Below are 19,398 nucleotides of genomic sequence, written 5' to 3'. Positions count from 1 at the left end.
CGTCGCGCTTGACCGACTACCAGCCGACGACCGCGCGTCCCGTCACCACACACCCCTTAAGGAGCGCCGTGTCTGCAACAGCCACCCGCACAACGCATCACGTCGTGCGCCTCGATATCGCCACCGCCATCCCGTTCGACGAATTCCGCGCCACCTTCGAATCCGCAGCGCCGGTATTCGACCGCCAAGCCGTACACAAGATCGTCGCCGGCGGTGGCACCTGGGACGACGTGCGCGCCGCCGTAAGGGCCAGGGCACCCCACGAGCTGATGGTGTTTACGTCCATCGACGCAAGACCGATCATGTCGGCCGCCGGTCACCACACCCCGGCCGTGGAGTACCTGCTGGGCAACCCTGTCGTGGCCGAGCAGATGTTCCGCCGCTCCTCCCTGGCTCTGCTCTACGCGCCGCTGCGCATCCTCGTCCACAGCGATGCCGGCGGCGACGCCATTTTCACCCTCGACCAGCCCAGCAGCTTGTTTGCCAGCCTGAACGATCCCGCCGTCACCGACGTGGGCCGCGAACTCGACCGCAAGGTGGTCCACCTGCTTACGGTTGTCGGCGTCGACGCCGCAGCGGCGTTCGTCAACGACGGTCCGACGCAGTAACCGCCGAGCCGCCATGAGTGCTAGATGCCGGGCCGACGACCGCGACGTGGCTAGGAGCGAGTCCTGCCGCCCTCGACGCCCGCACGCAGGTCCCGCCACTCGCGAGGCGACATCCCATACGCGGTGCGGAACATCCGCGCAAAGCTCGATGGGTCGACGAACCCCCACCGCCGAGCGATCGCGGCGATCGATGCCGTCTGTGCAACGGGCTCGGCCAAGTCGCGCCGGCACGCCTCCAGCCTTTCGGTGCGGATCCAATCACCTAGGCCGATCTGCGCCGCCGCGAGCACCTTGTAAAGCTGGCGCACCGAGATGTGATGTTCCGATGCCACCTGCGCCGCACTGAGGTTCGGCTCATGCAAGTGGGCGCGCAGGTATTCGATGATCCGCAACTGCAGTGTTGCCCGCATGGCTTCACGGCCGAGTTCAGTGGCGTCGGCGTGCGTGGTCAACAGGGCGCGCACCAGGTCGATGCTGGCCTGCGCCACCGACTCCGCATCAGTGCGCTCGAAGATGTCAGACCGCGTCCGCAAGCGCCGCAGATAGGTAGCGGTCAGATCGGTGACCGGGTGGTGGGGACTCAGCGTGACCGCACACAACTGGCTAATCATGTTGTGCGGCAGAGCAAGACGGTCGATCGGCACCCGGAAGAAGTCCTGGCGAAGCCCGTCAGGATCCAACAGGGTGTATGGGGCGGTGGTGTCAAACAACGCCAGCTGACCCGGACGCAACGTTGCCTCACGACCATGCTGGACCACGACACTGGTGCCCGACGGTTGCAGCCCCAGGAACACGCACGGGCGTGTGTCGTCGCGGGCCTGCGCCGGTGTCCGCTCGATCTTCAAGGCGTTGGTGTGAACGGAGCAGTTCTGCAAATCACCCAACTCGCAGATGGTGCCCGCGGCGGTGACCGGCGATTGCTCGGTGAACGTGATGTCGATTGGAACCACCGTTTCGCGCGTCATTTGAGTCAACGCTTCGGCGCGGTCGCTGACCGGCACTTGGCGTGTGTCGACGCTGACGTAAGACATGGTTTACCTCGTCGAAATTCTGAACCGATCGATTCATTTCATTCTGAACTGATCGGTTTACGAAGTCAAGTCGAGAGAGCTAGGATCGGCTGGTGACGGTCGGGCGGCGCAGACAATTCGAGGAGCAGGCCGCTGTGCGCGCCGCGCGCGACCTGCTCTGGGAGAAGGGCTATGCCTCCACCTCCCTCACCGACCTGGAGTTGGCGACCGGCCTGAACCGCTCCAGCCTGTACCAAGCCTTCGGAAGCAAAAGCGCGTTATTTAGACGTGCGGTGCAGAGCTACTGCGAAGAAGTTCTCTGGCCGCTGATCGAACCGATGGAAGCCGACGATGCTGGCGCTGACGAGATCGCCGCCTACTTCCTCGCGCTGGCGAGTCGCATTCGCAAGTCAGCGCGGCAGACAGCCGCACGCGGCTGCCTGGTCACCAACACCGCCACCGAGCTCAACATCCTTGACGACGCCGTCGCCGACATGGTGCACAACTACCGGAAGCGGCTGCATGGCGCAATTACCAACGCATTGAACGCGATTGATGGGCTCGACCACCCGGACCGTAAGGCCGACGTGCTCACCGCCGCCCAAATGGGACTCATGATCACCGCTCGCTTCAATCCGACAGCCGCCGCCGAGACGGCGGAGACCATCGCCGCCGACGTCCGCACCTGGTGAGGACGCCCTACGCGATCCGGCCGCCAGCCCATGAGCTGACACCGTCGCCGGATACACCTCAGGGGCTTGGTGGTTGGAGTCCGTGGCGTTCGCGGACGTAGTCGGCGACGGTATGGGCGGCGTGACCGGTCAGCTCTTCCACGGTGTGGGTGAGGCGGTTATAGCGGTCCTCGCGGTGCAGCCGAGCCATGGTGGCGATGTGCTGGGTGAGGTGCGGTCCCGCCCGCATCGCGTCGAGTCGGGTCAGCCATTGGTCGTAGGGCACGTCGACGCCGCCGATGGGCCGGTTCAGCGCCTGGGAGTACTGCTCGGCCAGACCGTCGAGGTCGAGGAGGGCGGGGCCGGTGAGTTCGTAGGTAACCCCCAGGTGCGGCGCCGGGTCGCGCAGAATCGTAGCGACGACGTCGGCAACGTCGCGGGCGGCGATTGGCGAGGTCTTGCCGGCGCCGAAGGGCAGGTTAAGGGTGCCGTCGGCGTTGATCGAGGCGTCTGCGAGCGAACTGAACAGCGGGTTCTCCAGGAAGACCGTGGGGCGCACGGTGACGGCGGGCAGGCGCGACCATGCGATCACCTGTTCGGCGAGCCAGTGCTGGCGTTGCTGACGGGACTCGGCGGTGCTCGTGATCGTCATCTGCGACACCGTCATCTGGGACATGTTGACCAGGACCTCAAGTTGTCCATGATCGAGTGCGGCGGCGCAGACTTCGGTGGTTGCTTCAAGGTAGTGCGCAGAGACGCTCATGGAGAAGAACATTCGCGTCACTCCGTCGAGGGCGTCGTGGACGTCACGAGGGTTGGTGAGGTCGCCGACGACGACGTCGGCCCCCTGCTCGCGCAGCGCGGCGGCGCGCTCGTCGTCGCGGTGCACGAACGCGCGCACGGGGGCACCGGCGTCAAGCAGCGCGGTGATGACCCGGGGGCTGACGCTGCCGGTGCCGCCGCCGGCGCCAGTGATGAGGTACGTGAGTTCGGTCATCTGTCTACCAATCTGGTTCTCGGCGTAGATGTTCCAGTAGCACCGCCAGGCGTTGCCAGGAGCGCATGTAGCGGACGGCAGGTAGCTGGACCGACAACGCTGTCGCATCCAACTACGAGCCCCGGCAACACCACTCGTGTGCCAATCCAGGTCAGTGCACGGACGCGGCGGCAGCCTCGATGACCTGAGTGACGGCGTCGGGATGTGTGACCAGCGTCAGGTGCGAGCCGCCATGGAAGTGTGTGACCTGTGAGTGTGCTCGCGCGGCCATCGAGTCCTCCGAGGACGGGGTGATGACCTGGTCTCCGCTGCTGATGAAGTACCAGGAGGGGATGTCCTTCCACGCGGCGTTCTTCGACGGTGCGTACAACGCGGCCACCGCTGCTGACCGCTGGCTGGCCCAGGCTCGGGTGGCGAGGTCGGGCGGTAGGTCGTTTCCGAAGTGCTGGAGGAAGATGTCCTTCTTCAGATAGAGCTGTGCCTGATCCTGGGGTGCGCCCGGGGGGAGTACCGGATCGAACAGTTCGCTTTGGGGTCGGTTCAGTACCGAGTCGGCTCCACTGAGTTGGGCGGTCGTCTCGCCCACATCGGGGGCCGCGGCGTCGACAAAGACCAGTGCTTTGACGTTCGGATTGCCGGCGGCGGCGTTCGTGATGACCGATCCGCCATAGGAATGTCCGACTAGCACGATCGGTCCGTTCAGAGTGGCGAGGAAATTCTTCACGTAGCCGGTGTCGGAGTCCAGGTTCTCCAAAGGATTGGCGATTGCGCGGGCCTCGTAGCCGTCCTTCTCCAATGCGCCAACTTCGCCACCCCAGCTCGACGCATCGGCGAAGGCGCCATGGACCAGAACGATGGTGGGCTTCGCACCACTCGGTGAAGGCGCGGCGGGTGCGGGCGCGCCGGATGGAGACGCGACCGGCGGAGAGGCGGCCGGTGGAGATGCGGCGTGCGCGCAGGCGGCGACGGCCGGTGGGACGATCACGGCGACCGCCACCGCAGCGGCACGCGTGAGTGCACCCATACGCACCGTGTGCCAAGAAGGTTGAAACATCATTATTTCCAATCTGTGTGGGCCGCGTAACAAAGCCGCGGCGGAGAAATGTCTGTCGCCGAATTCTTCGGCGTCATTCGCGGCTGTGGGCGGTAGCCGGCGTGGGTCCTACCACCGCGCCGCGCCGCGTGCGATCAAAAGCCGTTGGCTGCCAGCCACTCGAGCACCACGACCGCGACGTCCTTCCAGCCACTGTCGATGGTGAGCGAGTGACCGCGTCCTTCGAAAATGTGAAAGTCCGTCACCGCCGGGCTTTTTGAATACATGGCGACGACTTCCTTCGTGACCTGGAAGGGAACCACGTGGTCTTCGGTGCCCGACGTCAACAGCAGCGGGCCGCGGTCGGCCAGGTGGGTGTCGACTTTGGCAGCCGAGTGACGCGAGAAGTTTGCTCCCGCATCCTCGAACAGTGGCTTACCGGGTCCGGGGATGGTCAACTCCTGGTGGAGGGCGTCGGACTCATCTTTGGTGAGATTGTTGCCAAAGGCGTAGTGGAACTGCTTGGCCGTAAGAGACACCGCCCGGTGCCGATTGGCAGGGTTGCCGAGGACGGGGAATGCTGACTTAATCTGCGCAAACGGGAGTGCCTTGACCCCCTTGATCGGCGCGGGGTCGATGGCAACGGCAGCTGCGATGAGGCCTGCGGCGAGTAACTCCTGAGCAAAGAGCCCACCGAAGGAGTGCCCCACCACGATGGGCTTGACGCCACCCTGCGCTTCGATCAGTTGCGCGTAGTGGTCCACGATCTGCTGGATACCGATGTCGTTCATACCGTCCGGGTTCGCGCGTGTTTCTGCGACCGTCGCGAGGTCCCCAGGCCAACCGGGGGCGGAGACCGCATAGCCGTTGTCCTCGAACAGCTCGAGCCACGGTTGCCAAGCAGTCGAGTGGATCCACAGGCCGTGAATGAAGATGACTGGGTGCGGTTTTGGCGATGTCATAATTCGTGTCCTCGTGTGTGCTGGGAATGCTATTCAATCGGGCGCGAGCCTTCGGCAAAGCGCTTGGGACAGAACCTACGTCGGCTATCGCACGCTGTAACTCTTCGCCGCCCGGTCGTGCACGCGGTGCACATGTGTTGGCACGCGGTGAGGCAAGTCGGCACGACATGCCCTGGTGAGGCACGATCACGACGTCTGCGCCGCCAACAGATTCGCAGCCGAAGCTAGGCTATCCGGCAGACCTTGCACCGACGATGTCATCAACTACCGCGACTGCCCGCAGTGGAGTGAGCAGGTCCGGGCTCTGACTGATGGCCGTGGCGTCGATCGCGTCATCGAGGTCGGCGGACCCGCCACCATCGAGCAGTCTCTGCGGGCGGTCGCGATCGGGGGAGAGGTGACACTGATCGGCTTCCTCAGCGCGGCTAACCCCGGAATCGACTACTTCCTCCTCAAAAGGCGCGGGCGCGAACACCCGCTCGATCACAGTCGGGGACCGCACCGACACTCAGGAGCTCGTGCGCGCCGTCAGCGCCACCCATATCCAACCGGTGATCGACGACGTCTTCGAATTCGACGACGCCGCAACGGCGTTAACCATCTCGCAGAGGGCAAGCTCCTCGGCAAGCTAGTCATCCGCATCAACTGAACGGCGTCTGAGGGTCTCTCCAAGCCGGCGGGCGCAGACAGGCGGCTGATGGAGTGCTCCGTCCGCAGCGCCGAGTAGCGGCGAGGTCGTGATAAGGACCGGGACGGGATTTACGCACAACCGTACAGTTTTAGGATTCGCCACGAAGATGAGAAAAGTCGTCCGCCATTTTGGTGAAAATCCTGAAAACATCTAGGTAACGGGGTCAGCTTCCGCCACGATCGGTGAGAACATACAAGAATATACGTAATCGGTTCTCCGGCAAAGGATTAGCCCTTGTCGGCCCACAGATCATCTACGGCGCCCATTGGTGACTAATAACCGATAAGCCGGAGATCGTGGTCAGGTGTTCAGCGGAGGTGTGAATGAGTCAACGCCGTTCCGCGCCGCATGCAACTCGCGGCTCAGGCGATGTGTGTCGGCGTAGTCTCGGGGCGTCGTCCCGAAACGTCCGCGAAATTCCTTGATGAAGTGCGATGCACTGGTGTATCCGACGGTGCGCGACACGTCTACCACGCCGAGCCGGCCTTCCAGTAGTAGTTCGCGCGCTCGGTCTAGCCGCATTTCTTTGACGAATTGATACGGTGGGCGACCGGTGACTTGACGAAACAGTTGCGAGAACGCAGATGTGCTCAGATTGACTTGCTCGGCGAGCGTGGTGACGGTCAACGGCTCGGCCAGGTGAGCGGCGATATAGTTCAGTGCCGCCGCCACAGGATTGCCCGCGGCCTGCTGGGCGGCGATCTGCAGCAGCCGCGGGGACTGCTCTCGTTGTAGTACCCGGTACACCATCTCCCGTAGGTACAAGGGAGCAAGCACGCGCCGATCGGACTCCGCTGTCAACGACCGCAGAAACCGCAGGACGGTGTCCATGAGCTCGTCATCCAGCGTAGACACCATGCATTTCTCGATAGGGTTCGATCGATTCATTAACGGCGGCATTGCCACGCCACGCCGCTCAAGCATGTCCGCCGAGACCTTGCGGACCAATGCCGGTTCGATCTGTAACACGAAAGACAGAAATGGCTCCTGCGGAGATGCTTCGAGGATCTGGCATTGGAAGTGCAGGTAGCTGCTGATCACCAAATAGCTGAATTGGTCGTACACATACTGCGCGCCGTCGGCGATGACCAGCTTGCGGCCTCGCGCGATGACGCCGAGCGACAAGCACTGAATCTCTTCCCAGCGTGGCTGAGTCGGCACGCTGTAGCGATAGATGCTCAGGCCCGGCCACAACCCTACGTTGACACCCTCGTTGGACGCGCGGGCGGCGAGTTCAGTGATCAGGTCGTCTGACGTGACGGCGCTTTCTTTGAGACTGCCAAGCGTCACAGGCCCTGCCCCTACTCGTGGGTGCGGAGCCCGTCGTCGACAATGCTCGGCGACTGAACTCACTGAAGTCATACTATAGTCACATAAGCGATGCTTGAGCAAGTGTCGTAATTGTTTACTGATTGTAAATTCGCTACACTCAAACGGTGAGTCAGCTCGACGGCACTGCATACCGGCATACATCGGCAGACGTGGTGCCCCGGTCACTGCAACCGCCCGTGCCTATTCACTCCACTGCCTTGTTGGCGCGGTTGTGACTGCGAACAAAGCCGCTTCTGCGCCGCGACGCACGCGGCGTGACGAATACGCCGAGCAGACGCGCAATGCGGTGGTCGAGGCCGCCCGGGCGTTGTTCGCCGAGCGCGGGTACTTCGCCACCACGGTCAACGAGATCGCTGATGCCAGTCGTGTCTCGGCGGGCACGGTCTATCAGCAGTGCGGCGGAAAGCAGGGTCTGCTGCGCACGTTGGTCGAGATCTGGACCACCGCGCCGCTGGTGCAGCAGACACTCGACCGGATCGACGCGGCCGGCACGCTCGATGAGGTTCTTCAGGCGCTGGGCGACTCGTACCTCGGCTTCTATCGTCAATTCGACGACATCATTCAGGTCGTGTTCGCCACGGCACCCCACGATGTGGAGGCGGCCGAACTGCTGGCGCAGGCGACCGACCGTCAACGCACCGCTTTGCTTGAAATAGCCCGCAAGGTACGGGAATTGGGAACGTTCCCGGCGTCCTTCTCCGACGACGACTTCGCGGACATCGCTATGTACTACTACGGGGCGCACAACGGCTTTCACTTCACGGTGACCGAGTTGGGCTGGTCAGAAGCGCGAGCGCGGGACTGGATCCACGAACAGTTCCACCGCAGTCTGCTCCACACTGCGGGCGAAGGCGGTGGCTGATCGACGCCGGCGCGCAGGGGCGGCCGCCATCGAGGTGGGCCGACTCTGTGATGCGGCGGTTGACAATTGGGAGGCGACGTCATCCGCCGAACCGGTGGTCATGACGCCTCGATCCGTTGGGCGCCACATCAATGTTGGCGCGGCCCAAATTAATTGACTCCCGCGTCCGCAGCCTCGATGACCGCGGAGACAGCGTCGGGATGGCTGATCAGCGTGACGAGGATGGGAGCCACCGTCGAACGTGGTCACGTGCGCGTGTGCTCGCTGCGCCGCCCCTAGGCGGGCCACTGCGTCGATGATTCGCCAGCCAGCGCACGCCGATGGCAATTCCCTGTGGTCGTCGTCAACCAGCGCGACGATGCCCGCAAATTGCGCGTTGCTCTGTCGCGCCGCAGCCAGGCCGGCGCGGGTCACATGTTCCTTTCGGAGCTCGCGGTGGATCGCTCCGTCGCAGAGGAGTCCATCAGCGGGACGTGACACGACGCGACAGCCGGTAAACGGCCGCCACGTCGGCTCGGCCCAGCCCGTCGCGCACGGCAGCGTGCAGGCGTTCCTGCACAGTCTCGGCGATACCGAGCCGCAGGCCCGCGGCCCGCGCGGCGTCGGTGATCAGCCCGGCGTCCTTTGCCGCGGCCTGCAGTGGGAAAGATGGGGTGTCGAGATCGTCGCTGATCATCTTCGGCCCCTTGGTCCGCACGTAGTCGCTGCCCAGTCCGCTGTGGCCGATAACGTCGACCACAAGCATCGGATCTACGCCCAGCGCTTTGGCGAGAGTGAGGGATTCGGCGATGCCTTCGACCGTGGCGAGCACCCATGCGTTGTAGGCCAGTTTCAGAGCGCTGGGTTGACCGATCCGGTCGAGCCATAGCGTGCGCGACCCGACGGCGTCCAAAACCGGCTGGACTCGCACGCGTGCGTCCGCCTGGGGGGAGGCGGCGAGGATGGTCAACGTGCCCGCGATCGCGGGTTCCTTGGTGCCGAGCAGGGGAGCCTCCACGTAGTCGATGCCGAGCCGGTCTGCTTGTTCGGCGAGTCGACGACTGCCCTCAGGTGCGACTGTGCATGACTGCAGCCACACCGCGCCGTCACCGAACCCCTTGCGCGCCTCGTCCATCACCTCGGCGGTGATCGCTTCGTTCGCGAGGGTGGTGAGCACGACGTCGGCGCGCTGGCTGGCATCAGCCGCCGAATTACAGACCACAGCACCGACTTTGGTCAGGGGTTCTGCGACCGCGCGGGTGCGGTTCCACACCCGCAGCCCCATCGCGGCAGCGGCAATGTTGGTCGCCATCGCCGCTCCCATGGTGCCGGTGCCGAGCACGGCCACCGTCAGGCGACGCTCACGCACCGGCGTCCTGACCAATCCATACCGTCTTGGCGTTCATGAACTCACGCATACCGAGGTCGGACAGTTCGCGCCCGTAGCCGCTGCGTTTGACCCCGCCGAACGGGATCTCCGGGTAGCTGGTGGTGTTCCCGTTGATGAAGGCCATGCCGGACTGGACGTCGCGCACGAACAGCGCGCGGTCGGCCTCGTCCTCGCTCCACAGGTTCGAGCCCAGGCCGTAGGGATGGCCGTTGGCCAGTTGCAGCGCCTCCTGCAGGGACGACACCCGGAACACCTGGGCCACCGGGCCGAAGACCTCTTCGTGGTACATCTTCATGTCAGGGGTGATCTCGGTTAGGACGGTGGGCGGGTAAAACCAACCCGACCTGTCTGGCCGCTTCCCGCCCACCAGCACCTTCGCGCCCTTGGCCACCGCGTCGTCTACATAGGCCTCCACGTCATCGCGACCCGACTCGGTGGCCAACGGGCCGACGTCGGTCGCATCGTCCATCGGGTCACCCACCACCAACGCCCCCATCTTGGCGACAAACATCGCCATGAACGCGTCATAGATGTCCTGGTGGACGAAGAACCGCTTGCCGTTGATGCACGACTGTCCGTTGTTGAGGGTGCGCGCCTTGACCGCGACATCCGTGGCCCGTTGCAGATTCGTCGACGGCATGACGATGAACGGGTCCGAACCGCCGAGTTCGAGGACCACTTTCTTGATCTCGTCGCCGGCGATGTTGCCCACGGAGCGTCCCGCGGGCTCGCTGCCGGTCAGCGTCGCCGCCTTCACCCGGTCGTCTCGCAGTACCTGCTCGACGCGTCGGGCGGAGATCAGCAGTGTCTGAAACACGTCATCCGGGAAACCGGCGTCGCGGAACAGCTGTTCCATGTACAGGGCGGTCTGGGGCACGTTGGAGGCGTGCTTGAGGACGCCGACGTTTCCTGCCGTCAGTGCCGGCGCGGCGAATCGCATGGCCTGCCACAGCGGCAGATTCCACGGCATCACAGCAAGCACCACGCCAATCGGCTGGTAGGTCACGTACGTCTGTTTGGCGCCGACGCGCGCGGCATCGGCAGGAATCTTCTCCAAGAACGCGGGACCCTCGGCGGCGTAGAAGCGCAGCCCGCGTACGCACTTCGCCACCTCTTCCTGCGCGGCACGGTAGGTTTTGCCCATCTCCGTCGTGATCAACGTGCTCACGGAGTCGGCCCCCTTTTCCAGGTTGTCGGCGGCTTGGCCGAGCCACTTCGCACGCTGCTCGATGCTCGTCAGTCGGTACGACTCGGCGGCGGCTGCCGCCCGAGCGAGTTTGTCCTCGAGTTCCTCAGGCGTGAGATCGTCAAAGCTCTTAAGAATCTCACCAGTGACAGGACTGATAGTCGCGATAGCCATGACCCGATGCTATGGCCACATCGTTCCCGAGACCGACACTGAGTTGTTTTGCTACACAGCGCCATTGGAAACTTGCATCGCGCCCCTAAGTAGGCGCGAAATGGGCACAAGTCGAGGCGGACTGCGCTATCAGATGTAGGCGGCGATGGGGTTGGCTTGATCGAGCGACTTCTTCACAGCAACCAAGGAGCGATCATGCGGATGCGGGCGGCACGGATGCACGGGTATAAGGAACCACTGCGGATCGAGGAACTAGCGGTCCCCGACATCGGTTCCAACGAGGTGTTGATCAAGGTTGCAGCAGCTGGCATGTGCCGCAGCGACTTTCAACTTGTCGACGGCTACTTCCAAGAAGGTCTTCCGGTGTCGTTCCCCATCACACCAGGCCACGAGGTCGCGGGCACGATCGCAGCAGTCGGTACCGATGTGCCTCGATCAGCCGGCCTGGAGGAAGGTGGGCTGGTCGTGGTCGACCCCAACTGGGGGGACGGATCATGCCGTCAATGCCATGAAGGCAACGAGCAGCTGTGCAGCAACGGCCAGCTCGTGGGATTCGGACCCCCCGGTGGCTTCGCCGAATACATGGCGGTGCCGCACCGCCACGTCATTGCCGTGCCTGACTGGCCGGATCGCAAACCCGAGACATTGGCCCCGCTGACCGATGCAGGACTCACTCCGTACCGCGGGATGAAGAAACTGCAGGCCGCCGGCAAGCTCGGGGCCGACCGCACCGTGGTGGTCAACGGCATCGGCGGCCTCGGTAGCTACGCGGTGCAGTACGCCAGGCTGCTCGGCGGGGGAGCCACGGTGGTGGCATTCGCGCGCAGCGACGAAAAGCTGGCCCTAGCAAAGGAAAACGGTGCCCACCACACCGTCAATACCCGCGACAAGACAGCCGCCGCCGTGCAGGACCAACTCGAGGAGCTCACCGGACGCCGCGACGTGGACGCGGTGTTGGACTGCGCCGGCGCCGAAGAATCGCTAGCACTCGGATTTTCGATCCTGGGTGCGGAAGGGGCGCTCACCTCCGTAGGTCTGATCGGCCAGCGCGCCCAGCTTCCGTTGTTCCCCTTCGTCAGCGGAGAAAAGTCCTACTTCGGATCGTTCTGGGGAAACCACAATGACCTGACCGAGGTGCTAGCGCTGGCCGACGAGGGATTGATCAAGCACACCATCGTGCCGGTCAAACTCGAAGACATCAACGACAACCTAGAAGCGCTGGCCCGCGGTGACGTGGTCGGGCGTGCGGTGATCGTCTACGACTGATGGGCGTGCGGTAATCGGCTGCCGTGTCAGCGGATAGCACACCAACGAGTACAGAGATGCGCTCAACCACAACACATGAAGGAGTACACCATGACCGTGACCATCCCTCGCAAGGCACTGATCGCTATCAGCAGCTACCACGGCGTCATTTATCCCGACGGCACGAAGACCGGCCTCTTTTTCACCGAGGCCCTGCACCCGTTTGAGGTGTTGACGAAAGCCGGATTCGAAGTGGACCTTGCCACTGAAACAGGCACATACGGGCTGGACGATCTTTCGCTCACCGACCGATTTCTGGCCGGCGACGACAAGGCAGTCTTCGAGAACCCCAACCACCCGTTCAACGTAAAACTGAATTCGCAGCTAAAGAAGGCAGCCGACCTGAAAAGCGAAGAGTACGGGTTATTCTTTGGCTCCGCCGGTCATGCCGCTCTTTACGACTATCCGACCGCCCGAGGGCTCCAGGCAGCCGCCCAGAACGTCTGGGCGCGAGGAGGAATCGTCGCAGCCGTATGCCATGGACCGGTACTGCTGCCCGGGGTGATTGACACCAGCACCGGCAAGTCAATCATCAAGGGGAAAACGGTGACCGGCTTCACCATTGAGGGCGAGATCGTGCTGAACGTCTGGGACAAGCTGACTTCCGATAAAGTCGCGCCCGTCGTGGAAGCAGTCAGCAATGCGGGAGCAGACTACAGCTCGCCCATCCATCCCTTTGATGACTACTCCATCACTGCCGGACGGGTCATCACCGGAGCCAATCCGGCAAGCGCCCGCAGTGCGGCCGAACGGGCTCTAAAAGCATTCGACGCGCTGTCCCACGCACAAGCGCGCCACGCTCGACCGGCGGACGATCCGGCCGCAGCGGCCTACACCGCCTAGCAGTGCAGCACCGCGTCGGCGACCCGCCCTTCTCAACCGGGTCACTGCGGCTCGACTAATCACGCATATGTGAAGCATTGTTACAGTAAAGTGCGCCTCGACCGATCGACCACCTAGACGCGATCCACCGGGCACAGCGAGCCGGCGATTCATTGCGTGCGGTTATTACATACGACATCCGAATGCTTCCAGCAGCAGCGGATCTTGTGATCTCAACAGCGCCGCCACGCTAGGCTTTATCACGCCTATGGAGCGGTCTAGGTCGGTTAGAAGGCATCGCTGCAACGAGGACGCGTAATGCCCTGGCGCACAGCTAGTTTGGAATCACAGCATACGCTTGGCGTATCGATCGCTTGCCAGGCGCCCAGGCCTTCGAGGCCCACATGCGGTGGCAAGCGTTGATTATCGGCCGCCGCGCTGTCACGGTGACGGAAGTCGTAGTTCGTGGGGAGGGCCGGTCGGAAATGCTGGTCGGACCCTCGGTTGGCCATCTGAATAAATGACACCAGTTTGAGACAAACGCCAGATGACATCATGTGAGACGACTTCGATCGCAGCAGGTCAGCCAATCGCGAGATGACACGCGAAATGAGAACCTACAGCCGCAGTTCTTGCGGAAGCGCCATTTCCTCCACGAAACTCATAGCTACCAGTCACAGGCCTTGGAATCAGCCGCTCCGCACAGTCTGCTGGGAAGAGGCATGACATTGCGTCCCCGGCGCTAGCATCCCTGTATGAGAAGGGGTTTCATCGTTACGTTCGCGGTCGGGTTGATCATCGCGCTGTTCGGTCTGATCTGGGCACTCCAGGGATTCGGAGTGCTTGGTGGTAGCCCGATGAGCAACACCACGACCTGGTCCATCATTGGTCCGATCACAGTGCTGATCGGCATCGCGGTTGCGGTATTCAGTTGGCGGAAACTCTCGTCGAAATAATGCTTCATGTCTTCGCCACGGTGAAGTCCACCGTGTGCCAGCCGGTGGCGCCGTCTGGGACGGTACCGACCTGATTTGCCGTTTGGACGGCTCCGGTGTTGTCGGTGGCGCGCACGGTGATGGTGTGCTTCCCAGGGCTTTTCGCCTGCCAGGGGAAGCTCCACAATCGCCACGTCTGGTTGGAATAGCTCGCCCCCTGTTCAGCGGCCTGCCACGCGCCGTCGTCAATGAGGACCTCAACGGCCCGCACGCCACGATTCTGCGCCCATGCGACACCGCCAAACACCACGGGTCCCATCGGGACCTTCTGGCCACCTTTTGGCACGTCGATCCGCGACTCCGTCTTGATGGGTGCGCGCGATGCCCAGCCCTGCCGCGTCCAGTACGCCTCTGCTCTGTCGAAGCGGGTCAGCTCCATCTCGACGACCCACTTGGTGGCCGACACGTACCCGTAGAGCCCGGGTACGACCAGCCGGGCCGGGTAGCCATGCTCGATCGGCAGCGGCTGTCCGTTGAGGCCGACGGCCAGGAGCGCGTCGCGGCCATCGGTGAGTGCCTGCACCGGCGTGCCGGCGGTGAACCCATCGATAGACGTCGAGAGCACCATATCGGCATCCGCGCGCACACCGGTCGCCGCGAGCAGATCAGCCACCCGGTAGCCGGTCCAGACGCCCGTCGAAATCAAGTCGCCCCCAACGGGATTCGATACGCAGGTTAGCGTCGTCACCGTTTCGACGACGTCGAAGTGGGCGAGCTCGTCGAAGCTATAGGTGGCTTCGTGCTCCACCATGCCATGGATACGCAGGCGCCAGTCGGCGTGACTGAGTTGGGGCACAATGAGCGCGGTGTCCACCCGGTAAAAGTCGGCGCCGGCGGTGACAAAGCTCGGAAGCGCAACCCCTTTCGGTTGCACATCAGCAGGTATTGGTGGCGCCGTTGTGCGCGGTCGGGGAAGCGTGAAGGTGTTGCGGTCGGCGGCCACTGAATGCACCAGCCGTGTGATGACCGCACCCGCCACGCCAGTCACTATTCCGAATCCGAGCAATCCGAACATGACCAACCTGCGTCTGTTGGCATCCGGCTCGTCGCGCTCAGCTACGTTTTCCGGGTTTTCCGGGCCCGGCCAAAACCGACGCGTGAGCAAGCGTAGGGTCGCCACCCCACAGGCGGCGCCCGCCACGGTGGGGATGGTGTCGAGTGCGGTCGCACCCTGCCGCGACAGCACAGCAATGCACGCGAGCACGCCCGCCGAGCCGATGACAACGCTGCCGAGCGGGCGGCGCCGAGTCTCGAGGGTCCCGGCGATTGCGGCGATCGTAGCGATTGCCACCAGCACGACGACGGCCACGAACAGTTTGTCCAGAGAGCCCAGGGTCTGAATCGCCCACTCTTTGATGGGTCCCGGTGTCAGGTCCACAGCCGCTGAACCGATCGCGGCACGCGCATCGGCCCGCGCACCGAACGGGATGCCCACCACCTGGGCTAGCCCGAGCGAAACGGACGCGGCGGCGATCCCGGCGATCATCCGTTCATTGGACGGGGCGAAAGCCATCGGAGCTACTGTACTCGCGCCCCCTCAACGACTGCGGGTCCCGGATCCGCCACAAAAGGTGATAAAAGTTCGTTCGCCATTCGAGGAGAATTCTGCGAACGTGCAGAGAGAAACACCGGTATCCGCCAACGACTTTGAGGACCTACACAGCTGTAGGTTCCCATCCAAGATGGCGGAATTCCCATCTTCGTGACGCAGAAATTAGGCTCCGCGATCCTTGGCGCCGATCAGCCGGGGGGCCTCAGCGAGAAGCCGCGTAATCGGAGCTCATGATTCCTCCAACGCATTAACATGCCTAACGCCGGTAGGCGAGTGCAGGCTTCTTGCGGAGCTCGGGCATGTGTTGGCTCAGCTGTCGTAATCGACTGCGACGGTTGGGGTGGTGGGATGAGATTGACAGGTGAGTATGAAGCCGGCGTCGATCTCGGCTGTGTTGAGTGCAAAATTTTGCTCCATCGATACTGCCCCCGTTGTGATCCTGGCTTTGCACGTGCCGCACGCGCCGCCAAGACAGGCATACGGTGCGTCGATGTTGTTTTTCAGCGCGGATTCGAGGATGGTCTCACCTGCGGCGATTTCGACGGTGTGATCCGCGCCGGACAGGGTGATGGTCACTTCGGACTCCGGGTAGCCATCGACCTGTGTGGGTCGGTTCATGCCGCGGAACAGTTCGAGGTGTATCCGCTCGGCCGGGACTCCTTCGGATGCGAGGTTGTCGCGAAACGTCGTGACGAGATCGCTTGGGCCGCATAGGTACCACCGGTCGATCGACGTGAGGTCGCTGGCGAGCAGCCGTTGAACCATCGCCAGGTCGATGCGGCCGCGAAGAGAGGCGGGGTGGTATGCCTCGGCTGAGCGGATGTGGAAGATGCGTAACCGGTCTGCGTATCGAAATTCGAGCTCATCGAGTTCGGTGGCGAACATGGTCGAGTCTGCTGTTCGGTTGCCGTAGAAGAGGGTGAAGCGGCTCTCGGTCTCGATCTCCATCGTGGTGCGCATGATCGACAGGACAGGCGTGATGCCGCTCCCGGCCGCAACTGCGACATAGTCGCGACGAGCGAGTGGATCAAGGGGTGCGCCGAAGCTACCTGTGGGCGTCATCAGGTCCAGTACGTCACCGGCTCGCAGTGTTTCGACAGCGAAGGTTGAGAACGTTCCGCCGGCGATGTGTCGTACTGCGATCGCCAGTTCTGCCGATGTGGCCGAGGCGCAGATCGAGTAGTTTCGTCGCACCTGCTGTCCGTCGATGCGGTGTTGAACGGTCAGGTGTTGGCCCGCCTGGAATTGGAACTGGTCGCTGAGGTGATCGGGAACGTCGAAAGTGACCTTGACGCTGTCTGGTGTCAGGGGCTCGACGCTTTTGACCGGGATCGGGTGGGTGCTGGCGTGGCTTGCCGCGGAGGAACGGGGCATTCGGACTGGGAGCAGTGCAGCTAGTTTGCCGTTGAGGCGTTTCCACTCGCGGTACTGCGCGGCGTCGAGCTGCTGGCCGAAGACGGTGCTTATTGCCGACTCGCGCTCGAGGTAGGCGGTCTCATTTCGTCGCCAGGCCGCGACGTAGCGGTAGAAGGGGATGGAGGGATGTAAGTGGTGGACCAGGTGATAGTTCTGGGACAAGAGTAGGGGAGTCAGGATCCACTCTGAGCCGACGCGGTTGCGGGTCGCGCGATAGCGGTTCTCGCGTTGTGTGTCTTCCAGGTTGTGGTGGGGTAGCCAGTCGAACCACCACGCAAGCACGAACATCGCCAGCCGCTCGGGAATCAGGTAGATCACCGCGAGCATCCACAGATGTCCGGTGAAGGCGCACGCCACGATCACGGTCACCGAGAAGGCCATCAAGGTCGCCGTTTCGAGAACCTCGGCGCGCGGGCGCTTTCGGAGATTACGTACCAAGAAACTGATGTATGGCAGGTCCATCGCTGGAAAACGGATGGGCAGCTGCCACCAGGGTGCGGCGCTGACGAAGTGATCGGGATCGGACCCACCGTCATTGGTGTTGCGATGGTGTTCGATATGGATGAACGCGAACGACTTGAATGAGATCAGAGGCGAGACGAAGAACATTGCCGCGCGACCGAAGGCGACGTTGATCCAGCGACGTGAGCTGATCGAGTAATGCGAGGCGTCGTGCAACACGGTGAACAGGACGAAGATTGCTGCGGAGCTCGCGGCGATGGTGGCGATCGAAGGCAAAGCGGCGGTGAGGGCAGCCCAGGTTGACGCGCCGAAGACCGCGAGCGCACACGTGAAGATGCCGACTATCGGCCAGGACAGCTTAGGAACCTGCTCGCCTGGGTCAGGCAGGGGTTGCAGCGCGGCCGTTGCTAGGGGTTGGGAATGTTGAGTCGTCGTCGACATCGGACTCCGCCTTCACGCTTCGGGATGAGATGACTCGAAACGTACAAATGGACGGTATCGACCAACAAGGCCCTCCCAGCCCCCTCCGGTGTGCTGCGAGCACATCCCGGCGCGCTCGGGCTGCAGTAAGTAAGGCTATGACTCGAGCAACACCGAGGCCCCCAGCACGTCGCACACGTGCAGGGCGGCGTGCAGCTCAGCGATCTTGATCGTTGCGGGCCTGCCCCTGCGCTCTTCGGCGCGACGCACCCTCTGCAGGACCGTGTTCTTGTGGATTCCCAGGGTGCGTGCTGCGGTCGTCAGACTCCCTTGCGCGTCGAGAACAGCCAGGAGTGCGGCACGTTCACCGCGCTCTTTGGCGTCGTCTCGCGCGAGATCGCCGAGCTGAGCGGCAACGAAGGCTCTCGCCCCGTCCAGGTCCCGCGAGATGACATCCACCAACGCAACCTCGCTGAACTCGGTAATCGATGGCGCCGCGCGCCCAGACAGTTCAATGACCCGGCGAGTGCGTAGAGCCTCGAGGTGAGAGGTGCGAAAGCCTGCAGCCCCCGGATGGGGCGAGCCCACCGCAATGTGCACGTTTTCGACTTCGCCGGGAAACTCCGTCGCCATGCCAGTGAGCGAAGTCCTCACGTCCCCCGTGATCGACGCCCAACCCCACACCGCGAGTGGGCCATCCGCCACGACGAGTGAGTGACCCGCTCCGAGAAACCTACCCACCCGCCTAGCGAGTCCCTCAAGGTCGACGCCGCGGTCGTCGACCCAGCACACGAAACCGATCTGCCCACCGGTGAGCCGGTGGCTGAGCACACGTTCGGCGCGGGCGAGGTCGACACGTTCGCCAGCGAGCAGCGCCCGCACGACGTCGTCGCGCTCAGCTCTTGCCTGGTTCTGGCGCCGGTCGAGCTCAGCGACATACTCGGCGGCCACCAGACTCGAGATGCGGTCGATGTATCTAAACCCGAACCGCTCGAGATCGATAAACGTCCTCAGCGCGACAGTAGGGTCCTCGATCCAGTCAGTGAGAGAGTCGGAAAGCGTCTCGGTGAAGTACTCATGACCCAACCGATAGAACCGCAGCATCACATCGACGCTGTGCCCCCGCGATGCCATCGCGCGCGCGTGTTCGAGCGCGGTTACCGGCGCCTCCGCAGCAGCGACGTCAATCCCATGACGGAACATCGAAAGTGCTGCCTCGAGATTCGACGAGCACGATCCCAAGGTCAGGCCGCGAAGCTCGGCATCCTCGGCGACCTCCGGTATCCGCTCGACCAAATACCTCAGCATGTCGTCGGCCAGGCTGGACACATTCGCCAGCAGAGACGCAGCGATCCCCGGCCCAGCGACCACGCCGTGAGCAGGCTCGAGCGCGTCCATATCTGCACACTAACGTCGACCGCTCGGCGCTGGTCGTAGTACGCGCGAGGCTCGGGCAGCTATGCGAGAGGCCCACTCCGCTGCAACATGTCTCGCGAAAGGTGGGGCACCGCCGCCCTGGTGGCCAGTCGGC

17 protein-coding genes are annotated in these 19,398 nt (G+C 63.3%); 7 read left to right on the top strand and 10 right to left on the bottom strand.

Annotated elements, in window-relative coordinates; all coding sequences use genetic code 11:
• The first annotated feature begins 68 nt into the window (after positions 1-68).
• Positions 69-608, top strand: coding sequence for a DUF302 domain-containing protein (locus tag A5782_RS07585; protein ID WP_067097363.1), 540 nt, complete (start codon positions 69-71; stop codon positions 606-608).
• Positions 609-658: 50 nt separating this feature from the next.
• Here A5782_RS07585 and A5782_RS07580 read toward each other — a convergent pair whose 3' ends face one another.
• Positions 659-1,639, bottom strand: a complete 981-nt coding sequence (locus A5782_RS07580) for a helix-turn-helix domain-containing protein (protein ID WP_082942833.1) — start codon at positions 1,637-1,639, stop codon at positions 659-661.
• Positions 1,640-1,731: 92 nt separating this feature from the next.
• Between A5782_RS07580 and A5782_RS07575 the strand changes: the two genes are divergently transcribed.
• Entirely contained in the window at positions 1,732-2,310 is a 579-nt protein-coding gene (locus A5782_RS07575) for a TetR/AcrR family transcriptional regulator (RefSeq protein WP_067097359.1), read from the top strand.
• Positions 2,311-2,368: 58 nt separating this feature from the next.
• Here A5782_RS07575 and A5782_RS07570 read toward each other — a convergent pair whose 3' ends face one another.
• The 3 genes from A5782_RS07570 to A5782_RS07560 all read right to left on the bottom strand — a co-directional run bounded on the left by A5782_RS07570 (position 2,369) and on the right by A5782_RS07560 (position 5,281).
• A complete protein-coding gene (locus tag A5782_RS07570) occupies positions 2,369-3,286 on the bottom strand; it encodes an NAD(P)H-binding protein (RefSeq protein ID WP_067097354.1) in 918 nt (305 codons plus the stop codon).
• Positions 3,287-3,437: 151 nt separating this feature from the next.
• Entirely contained in the window at positions 3,438-4,310 is an 873-nt protein-coding gene (locus tag A5782_RS07565) for an alpha/beta hydrolase (protein ID WP_082942831.1), read from the bottom strand.
• A 164-nt stretch (positions 4,311-4,474) separates the two neighbouring features.
• Positions 4,475-5,281, bottom strand: a complete 807-nt coding sequence (locus A5782_RS07560) for an alpha/beta hydrolase (RefSeq protein ID WP_067097351.1) — start codon at positions 5,279-5,281, stop codon at positions 4,475-4,477.
• A gap of 175 nt (positions 5,282-5,456) precedes the next feature.
• On the opposite strand from A5782_RS07560, the gene A5782_RS27250 reads away from it, so the two are divergent.
• Positions 5,457-5,930 (top strand): zinc-binding dehydrogenase, encoded by a 474-nt coding sequence (locus tag A5782_RS27250; RefSeq protein ID WP_197694145.1) that lies wholly within the window; start codon positions 5,457-5,459, stop codon positions 5,928-5,930.
• A gap of 342 nt (positions 5,931-6,272) precedes the next feature.
• Here the strand turns inward: A5782_RS27250 and A5782_RS07550 are convergent, their stop codons facing one another.
• Complete coding sequence (locus A5782_RS07550; RefSeq protein WP_197694144.1) at positions 6,273-7,325, bottom strand: AraC family transcriptional regulator; 1,053 nt, start codon at positions 7,323-7,325, stop codon at positions 6,273-6,275.
• Positions 7,326-7,515: 190 nt separating this feature from the next.
• Between A5782_RS07550 and A5782_RS07545 the strand changes: the two genes are divergently transcribed.
• On the top strand, positions 7,516-8,166 hold the full coding sequence (locus A5782_RS07545) for a TetR/AcrR family transcriptional regulator (protein WP_067097344.1): 651 nt from the start codon (positions 7,516-7,518) through the stop codon (positions 8,164-8,166).
• A gap of 463 nt (positions 8,167-8,629) precedes the next feature.
• On the opposite strand, the gene A5782_RS07540 is transcribed toward A5782_RS07545, so the two are convergent.
• Both A5782_RS07540 and A5782_RS07535 read right to left on the bottom strand, forming a co-directional pair.
• Positions 8,630-9,514: an NAD(P)-dependent oxidoreductase gene (locus A5782_RS07540; RefSeq protein WP_082942827.1), complete on the bottom strand. Its 885-nt coding sequence runs from the start codon at positions 9,512-9,514 to the stop codon at positions 8,630-8,632.
• Entirely contained in the window at positions 9,507-10,895 is a 1,389-nt protein-coding gene (locus A5782_RS07535; RefSeq protein WP_067097341.1) for an NADP-dependent succinic semialdehyde dehydrogenase, read from the bottom strand. The genes A5782_RS07540 and A5782_RS07535 overlap by 8 nt, the downstream gene beginning before the upstream one ends.
• Before the next feature lie 195 nt (positions 10,896-11,090).
• On the opposite strand from A5782_RS07535, the gene A5782_RS07530 reads away from it, so the two are divergent.
• From A5782_RS07530 to A5782_RS07520, 3 genes are all read left to right on the top strand, one after another.
• Entirely contained in the window at positions 11,091-12,161 is a 1,071-nt protein-coding gene (locus A5782_RS07530) for an NAD(P)-dependent alcohol dehydrogenase (protein ID WP_082942826.1), read from the top strand.
• A 90-nt stretch (positions 12,162-12,251) separates the two neighbouring features.
• Complete coding sequence (locus A5782_RS07525) at positions 12,252-13,043, top strand: molecular chaperone Hsp31 (RefSeq protein ID WP_067097418.1); 792 nt, start codon at positions 12,252-12,254, stop codon at positions 13,041-13,043.
• A gap of 734 nt (positions 13,044-13,777) precedes the next feature.
• Positions 13,778-13,978 carry a hypothetical protein gene (locus A5782_RS07520; protein ID WP_067097338.1) on the top strand — a complete coding sequence of 67 codons (201 nt, stop codon included), beginning with the start codon at positions 13,778-13,780 and terminating at the stop codon, positions 13,976-13,978.
• Positions 13,979-13,982: 4 nt separating this feature from the next.
• Here the strand turns inward: A5782_RS07520 and A5782_RS07515 are convergent, their stop codons facing one another.
• From A5782_RS07515 to A5782_RS07505, 3 genes are all read right to left on the bottom strand, one after another.
• Entirely contained in the window at positions 13,983-15,503 is a 1,521-nt protein-coding gene (locus A5782_RS07515) for a molybdopterin-dependent oxidoreductase (RefSeq protein ID WP_156623840.1), read from the bottom strand.
• Positions 15,504-15,878: 375 nt separating this feature from the next.
• Positions 15,879-17,888 carry a fatty acid desaturase gene (locus tag A5782_RS07510; protein ID WP_067097332.1) on the bottom strand — a complete coding sequence of 670 codons (2,010 nt, stop codon included), beginning with the start codon at positions 17,886-17,888 and terminating at the stop codon, positions 15,879-15,881.
• 135 nt (positions 17,889-18,023) lie between these two features.
• Complete coding sequence (locus tag A5782_RS07505; protein ID WP_067097329.1) at positions 18,024-19,265, bottom strand: CdaR family transcriptional regulator; 1,242 nt, start codon at positions 19,263-19,265, stop codon at positions 18,024-18,026.
• Positions 19,266-19,398: the final 133 nt, after the last annotated feature.

This window comes from Mycobacterium sp. 852002-40037_SCH5390672, assembly GCF_001665875.1.
Lineage (GTDB): Bacteria > Actinomycetota > Actinomycetes > Mycobacteriales > Mycobacteriaceae > Mycobacterium.
Note: the sequence above shows the minus strand (reverse complement) of the source record. Positions and strands in the feature narration are given on the sequence as shown.

Bases quoted from the DNA above. Each gene is read 5' to 3' on its own strand.
- A5782_RS07515 (WP_156623840.1), bottom strand. From the start codon at position 15,503: ATGATCGCCGGGATCGCCGCCGCGTCCGTTTCGCTCGGGCTAGCCCAG.
- A5782_RS07535 (WP_067097341.1), bottom strand. From the start codon at position 10,895: ATGGCTATCGCGACTATCAGTCCTGTCACTGGTGAGATTCTTAAGAGC.
- A5782_RS07510 (WP_067097332.1), bottom strand. From the start codon at position 17,888: ATGTCGACGACGACTCAACATTCCCAACCCCTAGCAACGGCCGCGCTG.
- A5782_RS07570 (WP_067097354.1), bottom strand. From the start codon at position 3,286: ATGACCGAACTCACGTACCTCATCACTGGCGCCGGCGGCGGCACCGGC.
- A5782_RS07525 (WP_067097418.1), top strand. From the start codon at position 12,252: ATGACCGTGACCATCCCTCGCAAGGCACTGATCGCTATCAGCAGCTAC.
- A5782_RS07560 (WP_067097351.1), bottom strand. From the start codon at position 5,281: ATGACATCGCCAAAACCGCACCCAGTCATCTTCATTCACGGCCTGTGG.
- A5782_RS07530 (WP_082942826.1), top strand. From the start codon at position 11,091: ATGCGGATGCGGGCGGCACGGATGCACGGGTATAAGGAACCACTGCGG.
- A5782_RS07580 (WP_082942833.1), bottom strand. From the start codon at position 1,639: ATGTCTTACGTCAGCGTCGACACACGCCAAGTGCCGGTCAGCGACCGC.
- A5782_RS07520 (WP_067097338.1), top strand. From the start codon at position 13,778: ATGAGAAGGGGTTTCATCGTTACGTTCGCGGTCGGGTTGATCATCGCG.
- A5782_RS07565 (WP_082942831.1), bottom strand. From the start codon at position 4,310: ATGGGTGCACTCACGCGTGCCGCTGCGGTGGCGGTCGCCGTGATCGTC.
- A5782_RS07505 (WP_067097329.1), bottom strand. From the start codon at position 19,265: ATGGACGCGCTCGAGCCTGCTCACGGCGTGGTCGCTGGGCCGGGGATC.